The organism is Sporichthyaceae bacterium (genome assembly GCA_036493475.1).
Taxonomy (GTDB): domain Bacteria; phylum Actinomycetota; class Actinomycetes; order Sporichthyales; family Sporichthyaceae; genus DASQPJ01.
This window is the reverse complement of the sequence record DASXPS010000122.1, coordinates 1-15,906: the sequence shown is the minus strand read 5'-3', so window position 1 is coordinate 15,906 and position 15,906 is coordinate 1. Positions and strand designations below refer to the sequence as shown.

14 protein-coding genes and 2 tRNA genes are annotated in these 15,906 nt (G+C 68.7%); 7 read left to right on the top strand and 9 right to left on the bottom strand.

From position 1 onward, the window contains the following. Positions 1–11: 11 nt before the first annotated feature. Both VGJ14_12895 and VGJ14_12890 read right to left on the bottom strand, forming a co-directional pair. Positions 12–2,630 carry a valine--tRNA ligase gene (locus tag VGJ14_12895; GenBank protein HEY2833315.1) on the bottom strand — a complete coding sequence of 873 codons (2,619 nt, stop codon included), beginning with the start codon at positions 2,628–2,630 and terminating at the stop codon, positions 12–14. 131 nt (positions 2,631–2,761) lie between these two features. Continuing rightward, positions 2,762–3,814: a class I SAM-dependent methyltransferase gene (locus VGJ14_12890; protein ID HEY2833314.1), complete on the bottom strand. Its 1,053-nt coding sequence runs from the start codon at positions 3,812–3,814 to the stop codon at positions 2,762–2,764. Positions 3,815–4,024: 210 nt separating this feature from the next. On the opposite strand from VGJ14_12890, the gene VGJ14_12885 reads away from it, so the two are divergent. Next, entirely contained in the window at positions 4,025–4,951 is a 927-nt protein-coding gene (locus tag VGJ14_12885) for a methyltransferase domain-containing protein (GenBank protein HEY2833313.1), read from the top strand. Here VGJ14_12885 and clpX read toward each other — a convergent pair. The 5 genes from clpX to VGJ14_12860 all read right to left on the bottom strand — a co-directional run bounded on the left by clpX (position 4,948) and on the right by VGJ14_12860 (position 9,314). Beyond that, a complete protein-coding gene (clpX, locus tag VGJ14_12880) occupies positions 4,948–6,228 on the bottom strand; it encodes an ATP-dependent Clp protease ATP-binding subunit ClpX (protein ID HEY2833312.1) in 1,281 nt (426 codons plus the stop codon). The genes VGJ14_12885 and clpX overlap by 4 nt on opposite strands. A 119-nt stretch (positions 6,229–6,347) precedes the next feature. After that, entirely contained in the window at positions 6,348–6,983 is a 636-nt protein-coding gene (locus tag VGJ14_12875; protein HEY2833311.1) for an ATP-dependent Clp protease proteolytic subunit, read from the bottom strand. Beyond that, positions 6,980–7,579, bottom strand: coding sequence for an ATP-dependent Clp protease proteolytic subunit (locus VGJ14_12870; GenBank protein HEY2833310.1), 600 nt, complete (start codon positions 7,577–7,579; stop codon positions 6,980–6,982). Before VGJ14_12870 ends, VGJ14_12875 begins: the two co-directional genes overlap by 4 nt. Before the next feature lie 114 nt (positions 7,580–7,693). Next, positions 7,694–9,166 (bottom strand): trigger factor, encoded by a 1,473-nt coding sequence (gene tig, locus VGJ14_12865; GenBank protein ID HEY2833309.1) that lies wholly within the window; start codon positions 9,164–9,166, stop codon positions 7,694–7,696. A 75-nt stretch (positions 9,167–9,241) separates the two neighbouring features. Beyond that, positions 9,242–9,314 (bottom strand) — tRNA-Pro (locus VGJ14_12860). A 92-nt stretch (positions 9,315–9,406) separates the two neighbouring features. Here VGJ14_12860 and VGJ14_12855 point away from each other — a divergent pair. Next, positions 9,407–10,669, top strand: a complete 1,263-nt coding sequence (locus VGJ14_12855) for an MFS transporter (GenBank protein HEY2833308.1) — start codon at positions 9,407–9,409, stop codon at positions 10,667–10,669. 89 nt (positions 10,670–10,758) lie between these two features. Further along, positions 10,759–11,514, top strand: coding sequence for a methyltransferase domain-containing protein (locus tag VGJ14_12850; protein HEY2833307.1), 756 nt, complete (start codon positions 10,759–10,761; stop codon positions 11,512–11,514). Between the two features lie 7 nt (positions 11,515–11,521). On the opposite strand, the gene VGJ14_12845 is transcribed toward VGJ14_12850, so the two are convergent. Then, entirely contained in the window at positions 11,522–11,971 is a 450-nt protein-coding gene (locus tag VGJ14_12845; GenBank protein ID HEY2833306.1) for a Trp biosynthesis-associated membrane protein, read from the bottom strand. A gap of 33 nt (positions 11,972–12,004) precedes the next feature. Further along, positions 12,005–12,562 carry a hypothetical protein gene (locus tag VGJ14_12840; GenBank protein ID HEY2833305.1) on the bottom strand — a complete coding sequence of 186 codons (558 nt, stop codon included), beginning with the start codon at positions 12,560–12,562 and terminating at the stop codon, positions 12,005–12,007. A gap of 179 nt (positions 12,563–12,741) precedes the next feature. Here VGJ14_12840 and VGJ14_12835 point away from each other — a divergent pair, with 179 nt between their 5' ends. The 4 genes from VGJ14_12835 (at position 12,742) to VGJ14_12820 (ending at position 15,391) form a co-directional block, all read left to right on the top strand. Beyond that, on the top strand, positions 12,742–13,434 hold the full coding sequence (locus VGJ14_12835) for a DUF899 family protein (protein HEY2833304.1): 693 nt from the start codon (positions 12,742–12,744) through the stop codon (positions 13,432–13,434). A gap of 387 nt (positions 13,435–13,821) precedes the next feature. Beyond that, positions 13,822–14,172: a transglycosylase family protein gene (locus VGJ14_12830; GenBank protein HEY2833303.1), complete on the top strand. Its 351-nt coding sequence runs from the start codon at positions 13,822–13,824 to the stop codon at positions 14,170–14,172. 40 nt (positions 14,173–14,212) lie between these two features. Then, entirely contained in the window at positions 14,213–15,295 is a 1,083-nt protein-coding gene (locus VGJ14_12825) for a hypothetical protein (GenBank protein HEY2833302.1), read from the top strand. 22 nt (positions 15,296–15,317) lie between these two features. Further along, a tRNA-Gly gene (locus tag VGJ14_12820) sits at positions 15,318–15,391 on the top strand. The last annotated feature ends 515 nt before the right edge of the window (positions 15,392–15,906 follow it).

The following is a 15,906-nucleotide window of genomic DNA, read 5'->3' as shown; positions in this document are numbered from 1 at the left end:
ACGCTGGGACCTCACGCGGACCCCAGGGCGTCAAGGGCGGCGGTGATCCGGGCGACGTCGGCCTCGCCGGCGGCCAGTCGGGCGCGGATCTTCGCCACCACCTGCTCGGGTGCCTTGGCCAGGAAATCCTGATTGGCCAGCTTGGTGTTGGCCGCCTCGATCTCCGATCGCGCCGCGGCCAGGTCCTTGGCCAACCGGGCCCGCTCGGCCTCGACGTCGACCGCGCCGGACAGGTCCAGCTCCACCCGGGCACCGGGCACGGTCAGCGTGGCGCCGGCGGTGAGGGCGTCCTGGAGCGTCAGCCGGGTGAGCGCAGCGACCTGGTCCGCGTACTCGGCCGGCCCCGCGACCGAACCGTCGGTGGCAATCCGGGCGGAGACCTTCTTGCTCGGCGGCACACCTTGGTCGGCGCGGAACCGGCGGATCTCGGTAACCAGGTTCTGCACCGCGGCGATCTGCGCCTCGGCGTCGGCGTCGGCGCGGTCGGCGCGCACCTGCGGCCAGGCAGCGATGACCACCGACTCCTGCCCGGTCAGCGTGGTCCACAGCGTCTCGGTGACGAACGGCACGACGGGGTGCAGCAGGCGCAGCACCACATCGAGCACGTGGCCGAGCACGATTCTGGTGGTTTCGGCGGCAGCTCCCCCGGCGGCCAGCGGGGCCTTGGCCAACTCCAGGTACCAGTCGCAGAACTCGTCCCAAACCAAGTGGTAGAGCGCCTCGGTGGCCTTGGCGAACTCGTAGTCCTCGTAGAACGCGTCGACCTCGGCGAGGGTGGCGTGCAATCGGGAGAGCATCCACCGGTCCGCGGCGGACAGCTGGTCGCGCGGCGGCAGGTCGGCGATCTTGGCGCCGTTCATCAACGCGAAGCGGGTGGCGTTCCACAGCTTGTTGCAGAAGTTTCGGCTGCCCGCGACCCAGTCCTCACCGATCGGCACGTCGGTGCCGGGATTGGCGCCACGGGCCAGCGTGAAGCGCAGCGCGTCGGAACCGTAGGCGTCCATCCAGTCCAGCGGGTCGATGGCGTTGCCGAACGACTTGCTCATCTTCTTGCCGAACTGGTCGCGCACCATGCCATGCAGCGCGATGGTCCGGAATGGCATCGAACCTGACGGCCCGTCAGCATCCATGGCGTACAGGCCGAACATCATCATCCGGGCGACCCAGAAGAACAGGATGTCGTAGCCGGTGACCAGCACCGAGGTCGGATAGAACCGCTCGAGTTCGGCGGTGCGCTCCGGCCAGCCCAACGTGGAGAACGGCCACAGACCACTGGAGAACCAGGTGTCGAGCACGTCCGGGTCCTGCGTCCAGCCCTCGCCGGGCGGCTCCTCGTCCGGGCCGACGCAGCGTAATTCGCCGTCGGGGCCATACCAGACCGGGATGCGGTGGCCCCACCACAGCTGCCGGGAGATGCACCAGTCGTGCATGTTGTCCACCCAGGCGAACCAGCGCGGTTCCATCTCCTTGGGGTGGACAGTGACCCGCCCGTCGCGCACCGCGTCGCCGGCGGCCTTGGCCAGTGGCGCGACGTTGACGTACCACTGCAGCGACAGCCGCGGCTCGACCACGGTCTTGCACCGCGAGCAGTGCCCGACCGCGTGCAGGTACGGCCGCTTCTCCGCCACGATGCGGCCCTGCGCGCGCAGCGCGGCGACGACCGCGGGGCGGGCCTCGTAGCGGTCCATGCCCAGGAACGGACCGTGCGCGGTGATCGCCGCGTGGTCGTCCATGATCGTCAGCTCCGGCAGGTTGTGCCGCTTGCCGATCTCGAAGTCGTTCGGGTCGTGCGCCGGGGTCACCTTGACCGCGCCGGTGCCGAACGCCGGGTCGACGTGCTCGTCAGCGACGATCGGGATCTGACGCCCGGTCAGCGGCAGCTCGACGGTGGTGCCGACCAGGTGCCGGTACCGCTCGTCCTCGGGATGCACCGCGACCGCGGTGTCGCCGAGCATGGTCTCAGCCCGGGTGGTGGCGACCACGATCGCGTTATCCCCGTCGCCGTAGCGGATGGAGACGAGTTCACCGGCGTCCTCGGTGTGCTCGACCTCGATGTCGGACAGTGCCGTGTGGCAGCGTGGGCACCAGTTGGTGATCCGGTTGGCCCGGTAGATCAGGCCGTCGGAGTACAGCCGCTTGAACATGGTGAGCACGGCGCGGGACAGACCGGCGTCCATGGTGAAACGCTCCCGCTCCCAGGCGACGCCGTCGCCGAGTCGGCGCATCTGGCCCAGGATCTTGCCGCCGGACTCGGCCTTCCATTCCCAGACCTTGTCCACGAACGCCTCGCGGCCCAGGTCGTGGCGGGAGATGCCCTCCTTGCCGAGTTCGCGCTCGACGACGTTCTGCGTGGCGATGCCCGCATGGTCCATGCCGGGCAGCCACAGCGCCTCGTAGCCCTGCATGCGCCGGCGGCGCACCAGCGCGTCGATCAGCGTGTGCTCGAAGGCGTGCCCGAGGTGCAGCGACCCGGTGACGTTCGGTGGTGGGATGACGATGGCGTACGGCGGCTTGTCGGACTTCGGGTCCACCTCGAAGTACCGCGCGGCCACCCACCGGTCGTACAGGCTCGCCTCGACCTCGGCCGGGGCGTAACGGGTGGGCAGATCACTGGCGGGCGCGTCACTCACGGCCCGAGTCTACGGAGCGCGATGACACGCCTTCGAATCCGTTTCCCCCCACGCAGCCCGGGCGTCCGTCCAACCGTGAGCTATACCTCACGGTTGAGCGGACGCCGGGTCGTGGCGTAGCGGGTGGAACGTCAGACGCGGGCCTGGATGACCAGGTTCATCGGCGAGGAGGCGACGACCTCGAACTGGGAGAAGCCGGCCTCGGCCAGCACCTCGCGCAGCTTGCCCGGCCCGGCCTGGGCGCCGATGGCCGCACCCACCTCCTGGGACAGCGAGTTCGGGCTGCACACGCTGGCCGAGGCCATGTAAAGGATCGGGGCCATCGGGTTGTCGGTGATGTTCGCCGGGCCGTCGAGCGCGAACGGTTCCACCAGCAGCACCGAGCCGCCATCGGTGAGGTGTTCACGGGCGTAGGCGGCGATGCCGACCGGGTCGCCCATGTCGTGCAGGCAGTCGAAGAAGCAGATCAGGTCGTAGCTGCCGGGGTAGCTCTTCGCGGTCGCGACGCTGAACGTGGTGCGGTCCGCCACCCCGGCCTCCGCGGCGCGCTTGCCCGCGACCTGCACCGAGGGCTCGTGGAAGTCGAAGCCGTGCACACGGGCGGCGGGGAAGCCCTGCGCAATCACCACCGCCGAGGCGCCGTGCCCACAGCCGATGTCCGCGACGGTCCCGCCGGCGCTGAGCAGGTCCGCGACCCCGTCCATCGCCGGGATCCATGTGGTGGTCAGGAACGCCTGGTAGCCGGTGCGGAAGAACCACTCGGTGCCGGAGAACAGGTGGGGATGGTGATCGCCCCAGGCCAGCTTGCCATCACCGCACACCGCGCCCGCGATCTTGTCGATGTCCGTGTAGAGCGACCCGATGACGTCCATGCCCCGGGCAACGAACACCGGCGAGGTGTCGATCGCCAGCGCCATCGCGGCCTCCTCGGACAGCGAAAACGTTCCCGCGGCAACGTCGTGCGCGACCAACCCCGACGCGGCGTTGCTCTTCAGCCACTCCTCGGTCAGCCGCGGCTGGGTCCCCGCCTTCGCGGCCAGTTGCGCTGCGGTCAGCGGGCCGGCGCCCGCCATGGCCCGCCACAGCCCGGTCCGTTCACCGAGCCAGATCTGGAAGCACACCGCGGCGCCGGTCATGTGCCCGACCACCGCGCCCATGAACTGTTCGAGCTTCGCCTCGTCCATTGCCGTGACCTCCCGTCACGTGCCGCTGATGGCACGACGGTAGGACCGAACCGCCTTACCGGACAGGAGCGCGTAGCTTACGGACCGCCAACGCTTCCAACCACGGCCCCGTCTCTGGCAGCATGAGCGCGGCCGTCCTCCGCAGCCCGCCCACCCCGGGATTGACATCGGAACAGATTCGTCGAGGTCCCGGCTTGCTGGGAGGTCCACGTGCCGGACACGGATCCCGCGGCGTTGGAGACAGTGCCGCGTCTGCCCACGTCGATGACGGCCGATGCGCGGTCGATCGTCAGGTATTACGCCGCGGCCGAGCTGGACTATCGGCTCGTCTGGCGCCTGGGCAGTCAAATGGCCATGCACTTCGGCTACTGGGACTCATCGACGAAGACGCTTGCGGCAGCACTGCAACGAGAAAATCAGGTCCTGGCCGAGTGGGCGGGCATCCGCGGGTCGGACAGTGTCCTGGACGCCGGTTGCGGCGTTGGCGGCAGCGCGATCTATCTCGGCCGAAATATCGGCTGTCGCGTTCTCGGAATCACGCTGAGCGAGTCTCAGGTCCGGACCGCCAAGCGGAACGCGGCCCGGGCGACGGTCTCCGAGCTGGCTCACTTCGAGCAACGGGACTTCGTGGCGACAGGTTTGCCGGACGCCTCATTCGACGTGGTGTGGGCGATCGAGAGCGTCTGTCACGCCGAGAAGAAACTGGACTTTCTCCGCGAGGCGTACCGCATTTTGCGGCCGGGCGGTCGGCTCATCGTTGCGGACGGCTTCGCGATCAAGAACGAGCTGTCGCAGGATGAAGCCGCCCTCATGCGATCGTGGCTGGAGGGTTGGGCGGTGCCATCCATCGACAGCGTGGAGCAGTTCCGGCGCGATATTCAGGCCGCCGGCTTCGACGTTGCTCGAGAACAAGATGCGACCGAAAACGTGGTGCCGTCGTCGAGGCGGTTGTATCGCTTGGCCCATCTGCGCTTTCTGGGTTACCTGCTCCACGCGCTCCGCCTACGCAGCAGGTCCGCTCACGGCAATGCCATAGCTGCCCGCAATCAGTACTTCGCGCTCAAGCAAGGGCTGTGTGGCTACCACATCTTCCTCGCGGTCAAGCGTGGCGAGATTGGCGTGCGCTCGCTGCCTTAGGCCGACTTCTCGCGGGGGGCGCGGCGCTTGGGCTCGACCTCGCGCGGCACCAGCGTGGGATTGACGTTCTCCAGCACCACCTCGCGGGTGACCACCACACGAGCCACGTCCTTGCGGCTGGGCAACTCGTACATCACCGAGAGCAGGACCTCTTCCATGATCGCGCGCAGGCCGCGGGCGCCGGTGGCGCGCAGGATTGCCTGGTCGGCGATGGCCTCGAGCGAGTCCGGGGTGAACTCCAGCCCGACGTTGTCCAGCTCGAAGAGCTTCTGGTACTGCTTCACCAGCGCGTTGCGCGGCTCGTTGAGGATCTTCACCAGCGCGTCGCGGTCGAGGTTGCGCACCGAGGTGATGACCGGCAGGCGACCGACGAACTCCGGGATCATGCCGAACTTCAACAGGTCCTCGGGCATGACGTCACCGAACGAGTCGGTCTTGTCCAGGTCGACCTTGGAGTGCAGCGTCGCGGAGAAGCCGATGCCCTTCTTGCCGACCCGGCCCTCGATGATCTTCTCCAGCCCGGCGAAGGCGCCACCCACGATGAACAGCACGTTGGTGGTGTCGATCTGGATGAACTCCTGATGCGGGTGCTTGCGCCCGCCCTGCGGGGGGACCGACGCGGTGGTGCCCTCGAGGATCTTCAGCAGCGCCTGCTGCACGCCCTCACCGGACACGTCGCGGGTGATCGACGGGTTCTCGCTCTTGCGGGCGATCTTGTCGACCTCGTCGATGTAGATGATCCCGGTCTCGGCCTTCTTGACGTCGTAGTCGGCCGCCTGAATCAGCTTGAGCAGGATGTTCTCCACGTCCTCACCGACATAGCCAGCCTCGGTGAGCGCGGTGGCATCAGCAATTGCGAACGGGACGTTGAGCATGCGGGCCAGCGTCTGCGCCAGGTGGGTCTTGCCGCACCCGGTGGGGCCGATGAGCAGGATGTTGGACTTGGCCAGTTCGACGGAGTCGGTGCCCTTGGCGGCCTCGCCGGCCTGGACCCGCTTGTAGTGGTTGTAGACGGCGACCGCGAGCGCCTTCTTCGCGGTCTCCTGCCCCACCACGTACTGGTCGAGGAACTCGCAGATCTCAATCGGCTTGGGCAGCTCGTCCCAGCGCATCTCGGAGGACTCGGAGAGTTCCTCTTCAATGATCTCGTTGCACAGGTCGATGCACTCGTCACAGATGTAGACGCCAGGGCCCGCGATGAGCTTCTTGACCTGCTTCTGGCTCTTCCCGCAGAAGGAGCACTTGAGGAGGTCGCCACCGTCACCGATGCGTGCCACGCCGACTGTCTCCCTTGCCCGATCCGCCCTTGGGTGCCCCGACGTTACCTGTCGTTTGCCCCGCCTCACATCACCTTACGTGCGCGAGTCGGACGATTCCGCCCAAAGCGGAACTCCGGTCAGGCGCCCTTGGTCAGCGACAACAGGGAGGCCTTGCGAGAGCTGATTACCTCATCGACGATGCCGTATTCCTTGGCCTGCTCCGCGGTGAGGATCTTGTCCCGCTCGATGTCCCGGCGGATGATCTCGATGTCCTGGTTGGTGTGCTTGGCCAGCAGGTCCTCGAGCTTGGCCCGCATGCGCAGCACTTCGTTGGCGATGATCTCCACGTCCGAGGCCTGACCACCGGAGCCCTCGAGCGCGGGCTGATGGATCAGGATGCGCGCGTTGGGCAGCGCCAGCCGCTTGCCGGGGGTGCCCGCGGCCAGCAGAACCGCCGCGGCGGAGGCGGCCTGGCCCATGCAGATCGTCTGCACGTCCGGCTTGACGAACTGGATGGTGTCGTAGATCGCGGTCAGTGCGGTGAACGAGCCACCCGGTGAGTTGATGTAGATCTGGATGTCCCGGTCCGGGTCCATCGACTCGAGCGTGAGCAGCTGGGCCATGACGTCGTTGGCCGAGGCGTCGTCGACCTGCACGCCGAGGAAGATGATCCGCTCCTCGAACAACTTCGCGTACGGGTCGTACTCGCGGTAGCCCTGGCTGGTGCGCTCGACGAACCGCGGCAGCACATAGCGGGACTCGGGCAGCATCATGCGGTACCTCCGGCGCCGGCAACCTCGCGGGCGTTGTTGACGACGTGGTCGACGAAGCCGTACTCCCTGGCGTCGTCGGCGGTGAACCACCGATCCCGGTCGGAGTCGGTCTCGATCTGCTCCACCGGCTGGCCGGTGTGTTCCGCGATCAGCGCGGCCAGCCGCTTCTTGGTGTACAGCATCTGCTCGGCCTGGATCTTGATGTCCGACGCGGTACCGCCGAGGCCACCCAGCGGCTGGTGCATCATGATCCGCGCGTTCGGCAGGGCGTAGCGCTTGCCCTTGGCGCCGGCGCAGAGCAGGAACTGCCCCATCGAGGCGGCCAGGCCCATCGCGACCGTGGCGACGTCGTTCTTGACGTACTGCATGGTGTCGTAGATGGCCATGCCCGCCGAAACCGAACCACCCGGCGAGTTGATGTACAGCCAGATGTCCTTCTCCGGGTCCTCGGCGGCCAGCAGGAGCATCTGCGCGCACAGGGCGTTGGCCATGTCGTCGCGGACCTCGGAGCCGAGGAAGATGATGCGCTCGCGCAACAGCCGCTCGTAGACGCGCTCGCCGAGCCCGCCGCCGCTCTCGCCGTTCCTGTTCTCCACTGTCGTCCTCACCTCGGCCGATCCTGCCGACGATCTAGGTCTGTGAATCCGACACTAACGCGATGGCATTTACCCGCGCCGGGCCGGAAGGCCGATTTCGCTGACGGCGCAGGTCTATTCCGGAGCGGCCGGGATGGTGGGGCTGGCCGGGTCGGCCGCGGTGGCCTCGTCGTCGGAGACCTCATTGAGCGGCGCGTTGGGGTCGCCGCCGGCCTCGCTGAGCTTCTCCATCTCCTCGCGGACCAGCGCGTCGACCTCCTCGGCACCCTCCGGGCGCAGCGCGGCCAGATCGACCTCGGCACCGGACGTGTCGGTGACCTTGGCGCCGCGCAGCACCACCGCCAGGGCCTTCGCCCGGACCACCTCGGCGACCAGCATGTTCGCCTGCCCGGCCTGCACGACCTGCTGGGCATACTGGTCGGGGGTCAGGCCGCTACCCGCCGCGCGCTGGATCAGGTGCCGGGTGAGCTCCTGCTGGTCGACGGTGATTTCTTCCTTTTTGGCGATCGCGTCGAGCAGGAACTGGGCCCGCATGGCCTCCTCGGCCCGCTTCTCCACGTCGGCGTGGAACTCCTCCGCGGTCTGCCCCTCGTGCTCCAGGTAGTCCTCCAGCGTGGCGCCCGCCTGTTGCAGTTGCTGGGCGATGGAGTCCTGCCGGTAGTGCACCTCCTGGTGCAGGAAGGCAGCCGGCAGCGGGATCTCGACTTTCTCCAGCAGCACCTCGAGGACCTTGTCCCGGGCCGCGCCGCCCTGCATCAGCTTCTTCTGCTGCCCCATGCGGGTGGTCATGTCCGCGCGCATCTCCTCCAGAGTGTCGAAGGAAGAGGCGGTCTGAGCGAACTCGTCGTCCAACTCGGGGAGCTCGCGGACTTTCACCGAGACCAGCTTGACCTCGATATCGACGTCCTCACCCTTGCGCGGGCCGGCGACCAGGGTGGAGGCGAAGGTCTTCGACTCGTCCACGGCCATGCCGTCGAGCGCCCCGTCCAGGCCGGTGACCAGGGAGCCGGAGCCGATCACGTAGGTCAGGCCGGTGGCCTGGGCGTCCTCGATCTCCTGGCCCTCCTTGGTCCTGCCGGACAGGTCGATGGACACGTGGTCGTCGACCTGCGCCGGGCGGTCCACGCCGACCAGGGTGCCGAACCGCTCGCGCAGCAGCTCCAGCTGCTCGTCCACCTCTTCCTCGGTCACCTCGGCGAGGTCGACGGTCACCTCGAGGCTTTCGTAGTCCGGCAGCTCGAACTCCGGACGGACGTCCACCTCGACGGTGAAGGTCAGCTGGGCGCCGTCGGCGAACTCCTTGACGTCCACCTCCGGCTGGCCGAGCACCATGAGCTCGGCCTCCTCCACCGCCTTGCCGTAGAACTGCGGCACCGCGGCGTTGACCGCCTCGTCGAGCACCGCGCCGCGACCGAAACGCTGGTCGATGATCCGTGGCGGCACCTTGCCCTTGCGGAAGCCGGGCACGTTGACCTGCCCGGCGATCTTCTTGTACGCCGCGTCCACGCTGGGCTTGAGTTCCTCGAAGGGGACCTCGACGGTGAGCCGGACCCGCGTGGGGTTGAGGGTCTCGACGGCGCTCTTCACAGCGAAAAGTCTCCCTGCGTGACATCGGCCCGGTCGGGACCGGGATTTGGGTGGATCTTGGTACGAGTGCAGCTGTCGGGGCGGGGAGACTCGAACTCCCGATCTCCTGCCCCCAAAGCAGGCGCGCTAGCCACTGCGCTACGCCCCGGAGCTGCGGGGACGAGTCTAGTGGCCGCTCGAGGGAAGCCTGGACGGCCTCCGGTGGTTGTGCACTCCAACGTCCGGCGAGGAAAGGAACTCATGATTGCGCGGCTTGGCCTGGGCACGCGGTGCCTGTTGGTCGGCCTGATCCTGTTCGTGATCATGACTTCGGCCACCGTGCCGAGCGCGCTCTACGCGCTGTGGGCTGCGGACTACGGGTTCGGGCCGCTGACGATCACCGTCATCTTCTCCATCTACGTGGCCGGCGTGGTGTTCGGCCTGATGGGGCTCGGTGGCTGGTCGGACGCGCTGGGCCGGCGGCCGATGCTGCTGGCCGCGGTGGCCGCGTGTGCGGTCTCCGACGTCGGCTACCTGTTCTCCCGCAACCTGCCGACGCTGATCGCGGCCCGGCTGGTGTCCGGGCTGGCCACCGGCCTGATTGCGGGCACCGCGACGGCGACGATGGTCGACCTGGCCCCGCCGCACCTGCGGGTGCGCGCCTCGATGACGGCGCTGGCCGCCAACATGGGCGGGCTGACCGCGGGGCCGGTGGTGGGCGGCGTGTTCGCCGAGTACTGCCCGGAGCCGCTGCACCTGGTTTACGCCGTGCACCTGATCGTGCTGGCCCTGGTGGTGGCGGTGCCGCTGTTCGCGGTGCCGTCCCGGCCACGCAACCGGGAGGTGTCGCTGCGTCCCATCGGGTTGATGGTGCCGCCCGAGGTGCGCGCGGACTTCTGGCCGGCCGCGATGGGTGGGGGTCTCGGGTTCGCGGTCGGCGGCCTGCTCAATACGGTCGCCGGGTTGTACCTGGGGCACCTGGCCGGTATTCACAACCCGTTCCTGGCCGGGCTGATGATCGCGCCGTGCTTCGGCGTGATCGCGGTCGGGCAACTGCTCAGCCCGCGACTGCCCGGGCGTTCCCGGTTGCCGCTGTGCTGCGCCGGGCTGATCTTTTCCTGCGTGTTGATTCTGGCCGCGCTGGCCTTCACCCAGACCGAGCTGCTGGTGATCAGCGGCCCGGTGGTGGGAGTCGCGACCGGTCTGGCGATCGGGCACGGCATGTCCTCCATCAACGAGCACTGCCCCGCCGAGCACCGGGGGGCGACCAACTCCACGTTCTTCGCGGTCATGTACGTGGGGTTGTCCGTGCCGGTGATCGGCGCCGGCGTGGCCATGCATCAGATCGGCCTGCGGGCCGGCGGGGAGATCTTCAGCGCCGTGGTCGCGGTGGTGATCGTGGGCATCGGCGCGGTGCTGTTGGCCGGACTGACCCGGCCGGTAGCGGCGCGGCCGTCGTCGGTGGTGATCCAACCGCCGCTGCCCCGGCTGCCCGCCGGGGTCCGGGTCGTCGAGCGCGTCTGACCCCCCGTCCGCTACTGGCGTGTCGGGCTATCCCGAGCCGCTGATGGCCCCACACGCCGTGAGCGGACGGCTGATTTAGTGGCCCGGTGATGGACTGGGGCGACGGGCATTACGAGACGACCGCGGCCGAGTTGGCGCCGGTGGCCGACGAGACGCTGGCGGTGGCGCGGGTGCAGCGCGGCGAGCGGGTGCTCGACGTCGGCTGCGGCACCGGCAACGCGGCGTTGGCTGCGGCCCGGATGGGTGCGATCGCCGCGGGGGTGGATCCCGCGGTGCGTCTGCTGGACGTGGCCCGGGCCCGGGCGGCCGAGCAGTCGGGCGACCTGGACCTGCGCGTCGGCGACGCCGTCGAGCTGCCCTGGGAGGATGGGGCCTTCGACGTGGTGGTCTCGGTGTTCGGGGTGGTCTTCGCCCGGCCGGCGGAGCGGGCGGCGGCCGAGCTGCGCCGGGTCACCCGTCCCGGCGGGCGCATCGCCTATAGCGCGTGGCTGCCCGCGGGCCCGATCGCAACCATTGGCCGGATGGCCGGGGAGGCGTTGGCCGCGACCACCGGGACGCCGGCCGCACCGCCCCCCGCATGGCACGAACCGGAGGTGGCAGGCGGTCTGCTGGGGCTACCGGTGACCGCGGTGGAGCGGAGCCTGCGCTTCTCCTACGCCTCCGCCGAGGGCTTGATGGTCGCCTTCGAGACCGAGCACCCGTTCTGGCGCACGGTGCGCGCGACGGTCGGCGAGCAGTGGCCGACGCTGCGGGAACGCATGCTCGCGGCGTTGGCGGAGGGCAACGAGGATCCGGACGCCTACCGGACGACGAGCAGCTACCGGATCGTGACCGCGACCACCTGACGATGCGTCAGCGGGCCGCGGCCGCCAGCCCGCCGAGGAACATGCAGATGCCGGCCGCCAACAGGACGAACGGCCCCGGCTCGGTGGAGCTCGCCACCGCCAGGTGAGCGGCGGTGCGCTGCAGGGTGTTGTGTGAGGTCTCGATGTCGATCACGTGCGTGACGTAGTACACGAGACCCGCCCCGGCGATCAGCGTGAGCAGGCCGATGAGCACCAACAGCTTGCGCAGGATGCCGAACAGCGCCAGCAGCGCCGCCACCCCGGCGACCCCCACCAGGGGTGGCCAGGCCTTGGTGTCGGTGCCCGACACGGTGGTGCGGATCGCCGAGACGTTGGTGCCGAGCAGGTCCAGGTGCAGCGGGAGCCCCTGAATCGTCACCCACGGCAGGAACGTGGACACCACCACGCCCACAGAGCCAACGAGGGCCAACAGTCGACCGAATCCGCGCGTCATCATTCGCAACACTCTCACGGTGCGGGCCGAACGGATCTACCGCGAACACGAGCCCGTCTTCGCGGCGGTCGGTTGGTGCAGCACCGCAGTGACCAACTTCTTGGCCAGGGGCTCCCAGCGCGCGTAGGCGTCCGGGAAGGCACTGCGTTGCACGGCCTGGGCAGCCTTGGTCAGCGGCAGGGTGCGCCATTTCGGCACCTGCCGCAGCGCGGCCAGGAACTTCTTCGTCGCGTACTGCGGGTCCACCACCTGGTCCCCGCTTCCCCACCCGGAGGAGGGACGCTGCTGGAACAGCCCGAGGGAATCGCGATCCCCGTAGGGCAGGTCGCGCAGCCGCGACTCCTGCATCGACGTGGCCACGGCGATGACCGCGGCCCGCTTGGGCAGTTTCTGGTTGAGCGCGATGGCCACGATGGTGCGCACGTTGCCCAGCTGAGTGCTCGTCAGATGAGCGGCCTTGGCGACCTTTCGTGCCTGCGCGTTGATCGTCGCCTTCGGTTTCGGTGCTTTCGCGCAGGCCGCCTGCGCCCCCGCCTGCGACGTCACCGTCGCGATGAACATGAAGCTCAACAACAGTGCGACGGCAGCCGCCATCGACCCCACCATGCGTCTCACGAGCGCAACCCCCCGGTTGCGACGCCGCGTCAGATCCCCCGAATGGTCGCGGCGTCGTGTTACCAGTGTTACTGGTGTGACGAATGATGCGCAGCCGAATGCCGGAATTGGGAGTCCACTCGTTCGTGGGTATAGGCACCGAATCGGGAGGTAACGACATGAGCACCCTCACCCCGGCGGCTGACCTCGCCGCCACCAACAAGATCCGCCATCCCAACGAGACGGCCGAGTACCGCACCGCCCGCCAGGCCCTGCTGGTCGAGGAGATCGAACTGCGCCGCGCCAAGGAGCGGGTCGCGCAGCTGCGCCGCGAGCTGCCACCCGGTGGCCCGGTACCGGCCGACTACGACTTCATCGCCGAGGACGGCCGTCACACCACGCTGGGCGAACTGTTCGGCCGGCACGACACCCTGGTCGTCTACAGCTACATGTTCGGTCCGCAGCGCCAGACGCCCTGCCCGATGTGCACCTCGTGGATGGGCGGTTTCGCCACCAAGGTCGCGGATATCCAGCAGCGGGTCGCCCTGGCCTTCACGGCGCGCTCGCCGATCGAGAAGCTCATCGCCGCCAAGCGGACACGCGGGTGGACGGACATCCCGGTCTACAGCGACCCCTCGGGGGAGTACACGCGCACCTATGTCAATGCCGAGGACGCCGATGACGCCGGCTACAACGTCTTCATCAAGCGGGACGGTGAAGTGCGGCACTTCTGGGGCGAGGAGATCGGCCTGGACATGAATGATCCGGGCGAGGACGCCCGCGGTGCCATCGAGATGGATCCGCTGTGGTCATTGCTGGACACCACCCCCGGTGGCCGCGGTACGGACTGGTACCCGAGCCTGACGTACTGAGAGATCCTGATCACGTCGGGTTGCGGGCCGCGCGACCGGTTGACCAGCGAGTTCCGCTTACCGACGTTGGCCTCGTCACACCGGGCTCCCCGCGGTCGCCCGCCGACCGGTGGTTGACCGTGCGCGACGCCCTTACGGTGGATGGCGTCGCGCTGGTCCGCGCGGCCCGGGATCCGCACACCGAACGCCGTCCGGCGGATCCGGACCCGATCCACGACGGGACGGCGACGGGGGAACCACCTCATCCGCCGGAGCACCGGCAGGGCCGGCCGCGCACAGCGGCCTGCGGGGTGAAGCCGCGCCGACGCGCGTGTCCGGGCAGCACCAACCTCTCGCCCGAACCGCCGGCTGACCCCGCCGGTGCCCGGAGAGGCCAATCGTTTGAAGTTGCGTTCCTCGATCCGCCACGCCCGCACCGCACTGCCGATGCTCACTCTCGCCTTCGCGCCCGTCGTGGGCCTGGCCACCGCCGGCCCCGCTGCCGCGGCCCCGACCCGGGTCTGGGACCGGGTCGCCAAATGCGAGAGCGGCGGCGACTGGCGGGCGGACACCGGCAATGGCTACTACGGCGGGCTGCAGTTCGACGACGGCACCTGGGACTCCTTCGGCGGAGAACACTTCGCGCACAAGGCCAGTCGGGCGAGCAAACGCGAACAGATCCACGTCGCGCAGCGGGTGCTGCACGCCCAGGGCTGGGATGCCTGGCCCGCGTGCTCGGACAAACTTGGGCTGCGCTGAGGAGTTGCCGGTCCGTCCGGCCGGCGTCGATCATGGCCGGATGACGGATGACCAGGCGGCTCCGCTCCTCCCGGACGGCAGCCGTGCGCTGCGGCGTTGGGGCGTCGATCTCCCATCACAGATCGCCATGGGGGTACTTCTCGGCGGAATGATCATCTGGATGGTCGTCCTCGCCGTGCGCTACCCCGAGTCGGCGGGGCTGTCGATGATCGTCATCATCCTGATCGTGGTGCTGTGGTACTTCACCGCCTTCCGACCCTGCCTGTGGCTGAGCGAGACCGAGGTGGTGGCGCAGAACAACTTCAGCACCCAACGCCTGCCGCGGTCGCAGGTCGTGACGGCCGAGCAGAGCTACTACGGCCTGATCATCCTGACCAAAGACGGCACATCCATTCGGTCGGCGGCTATCAGGACGCCGGCCGTCAACCTGATTCCCGGCATCGCCAAATACGCTGCCGAGGTCGTCCGGGAGATCGAGGCGTGGGCGGAGGAACGCGGCCACAGCGTGTTCGGCACGCCGTTGGATCAAATCGTGCACGCGAAGGTGCGCGGCGATGAGCGTCCGTGGCTGAGCATTCCCACGGCCTGGGACGAGCGCTGGACCGGCCCGCAGCAATGGGCCGAGGCGATGGCGCCGATGGCTAGCGCGCAGGTACTGAGGTCCTACGCGGAGAGATTCGGCGGCTTCGACCCGACTCAGCCGTTCGACATCGCCACCTATTTGTATCTGCCCGACCCAGCGCGGCGTCCGATGCCGGTGCAGGTGTGGGTTGACGACCTCGAGGGATTGTCGGCGGCGAAGGCCAGCGAGGTCCAGGGAAGCGGGCAGGTGGAGACCGAGACGTTCACCACCGCGTCCCTCGGCACCGGCCGGCGGACCATCACCCACGGCAGCGTCAATCGCCGACCCGGTGACCCGCTCCAACCGGGCGAGGAGTGGACGACGGTCCGCTACGCCTTCGCCATCCCCGGCCACCAGGCTGTGGTCACCGTCGAGGGCACCGACACCGATCTCGGGCCGACAAGCGCCACCCTGGCGGCGCTCGATGACCTGGTGCGCACGATCGCGCCGGCCCGGGCAGACGGCACGCCTGTCGGTGTGGAGACCGCAACCGTCGGGTGACCGGTAAACTCGCGGTTGCAATGCGGGCGTAGCTCAATGGCAGAGCCCCAGCCTTCCAAGCTGGCCATGCCGGTTCGATCCCGGTCGCCCGCTCCACGCAAAACCCCAGATCAGAGCCCCTTTTCAAGTGCCTTCAAGATCGTTCCTGTGAGGCGGAATTGGCCTCTGGAGCCCCTGAAAACCCCCTTTTGGCCGTTGCTAAGGACACGCTAAGGACACGCCGAAGATCAAGTTCGGTCATCCCGGCCCGGTCTTCAACCCCGCCCACCGACTCGACTGGGCCCCCACCGAGAGACCTCGACGCCCCCGGGCGCACTGTCAGCTTTCCGTGCCGGCAGTGCGAAGGCCTCCCGCACCGCCGGGCGGCCGGCGGGCCCCCGCAGCCCTGCGCCGGGTTGGTCCGTCGCGTGTCGAACCGGGCCTTCGTCGCATCTGCTCCTCCGCCGCGAATCAGCCGGAGCGCAGCAGGCGCACCACGTCGGGGGCGCGCAGCCAGACGTAGTCGGCGAGCACCTTCGGCCCGGTGTGGTCCTCCACGCAGACCATGACGTGCCCGGCGGTCCACCGGATCGCCGTCGCCGGGTGAAACTCCACCCCCGTTGCGGTCACCA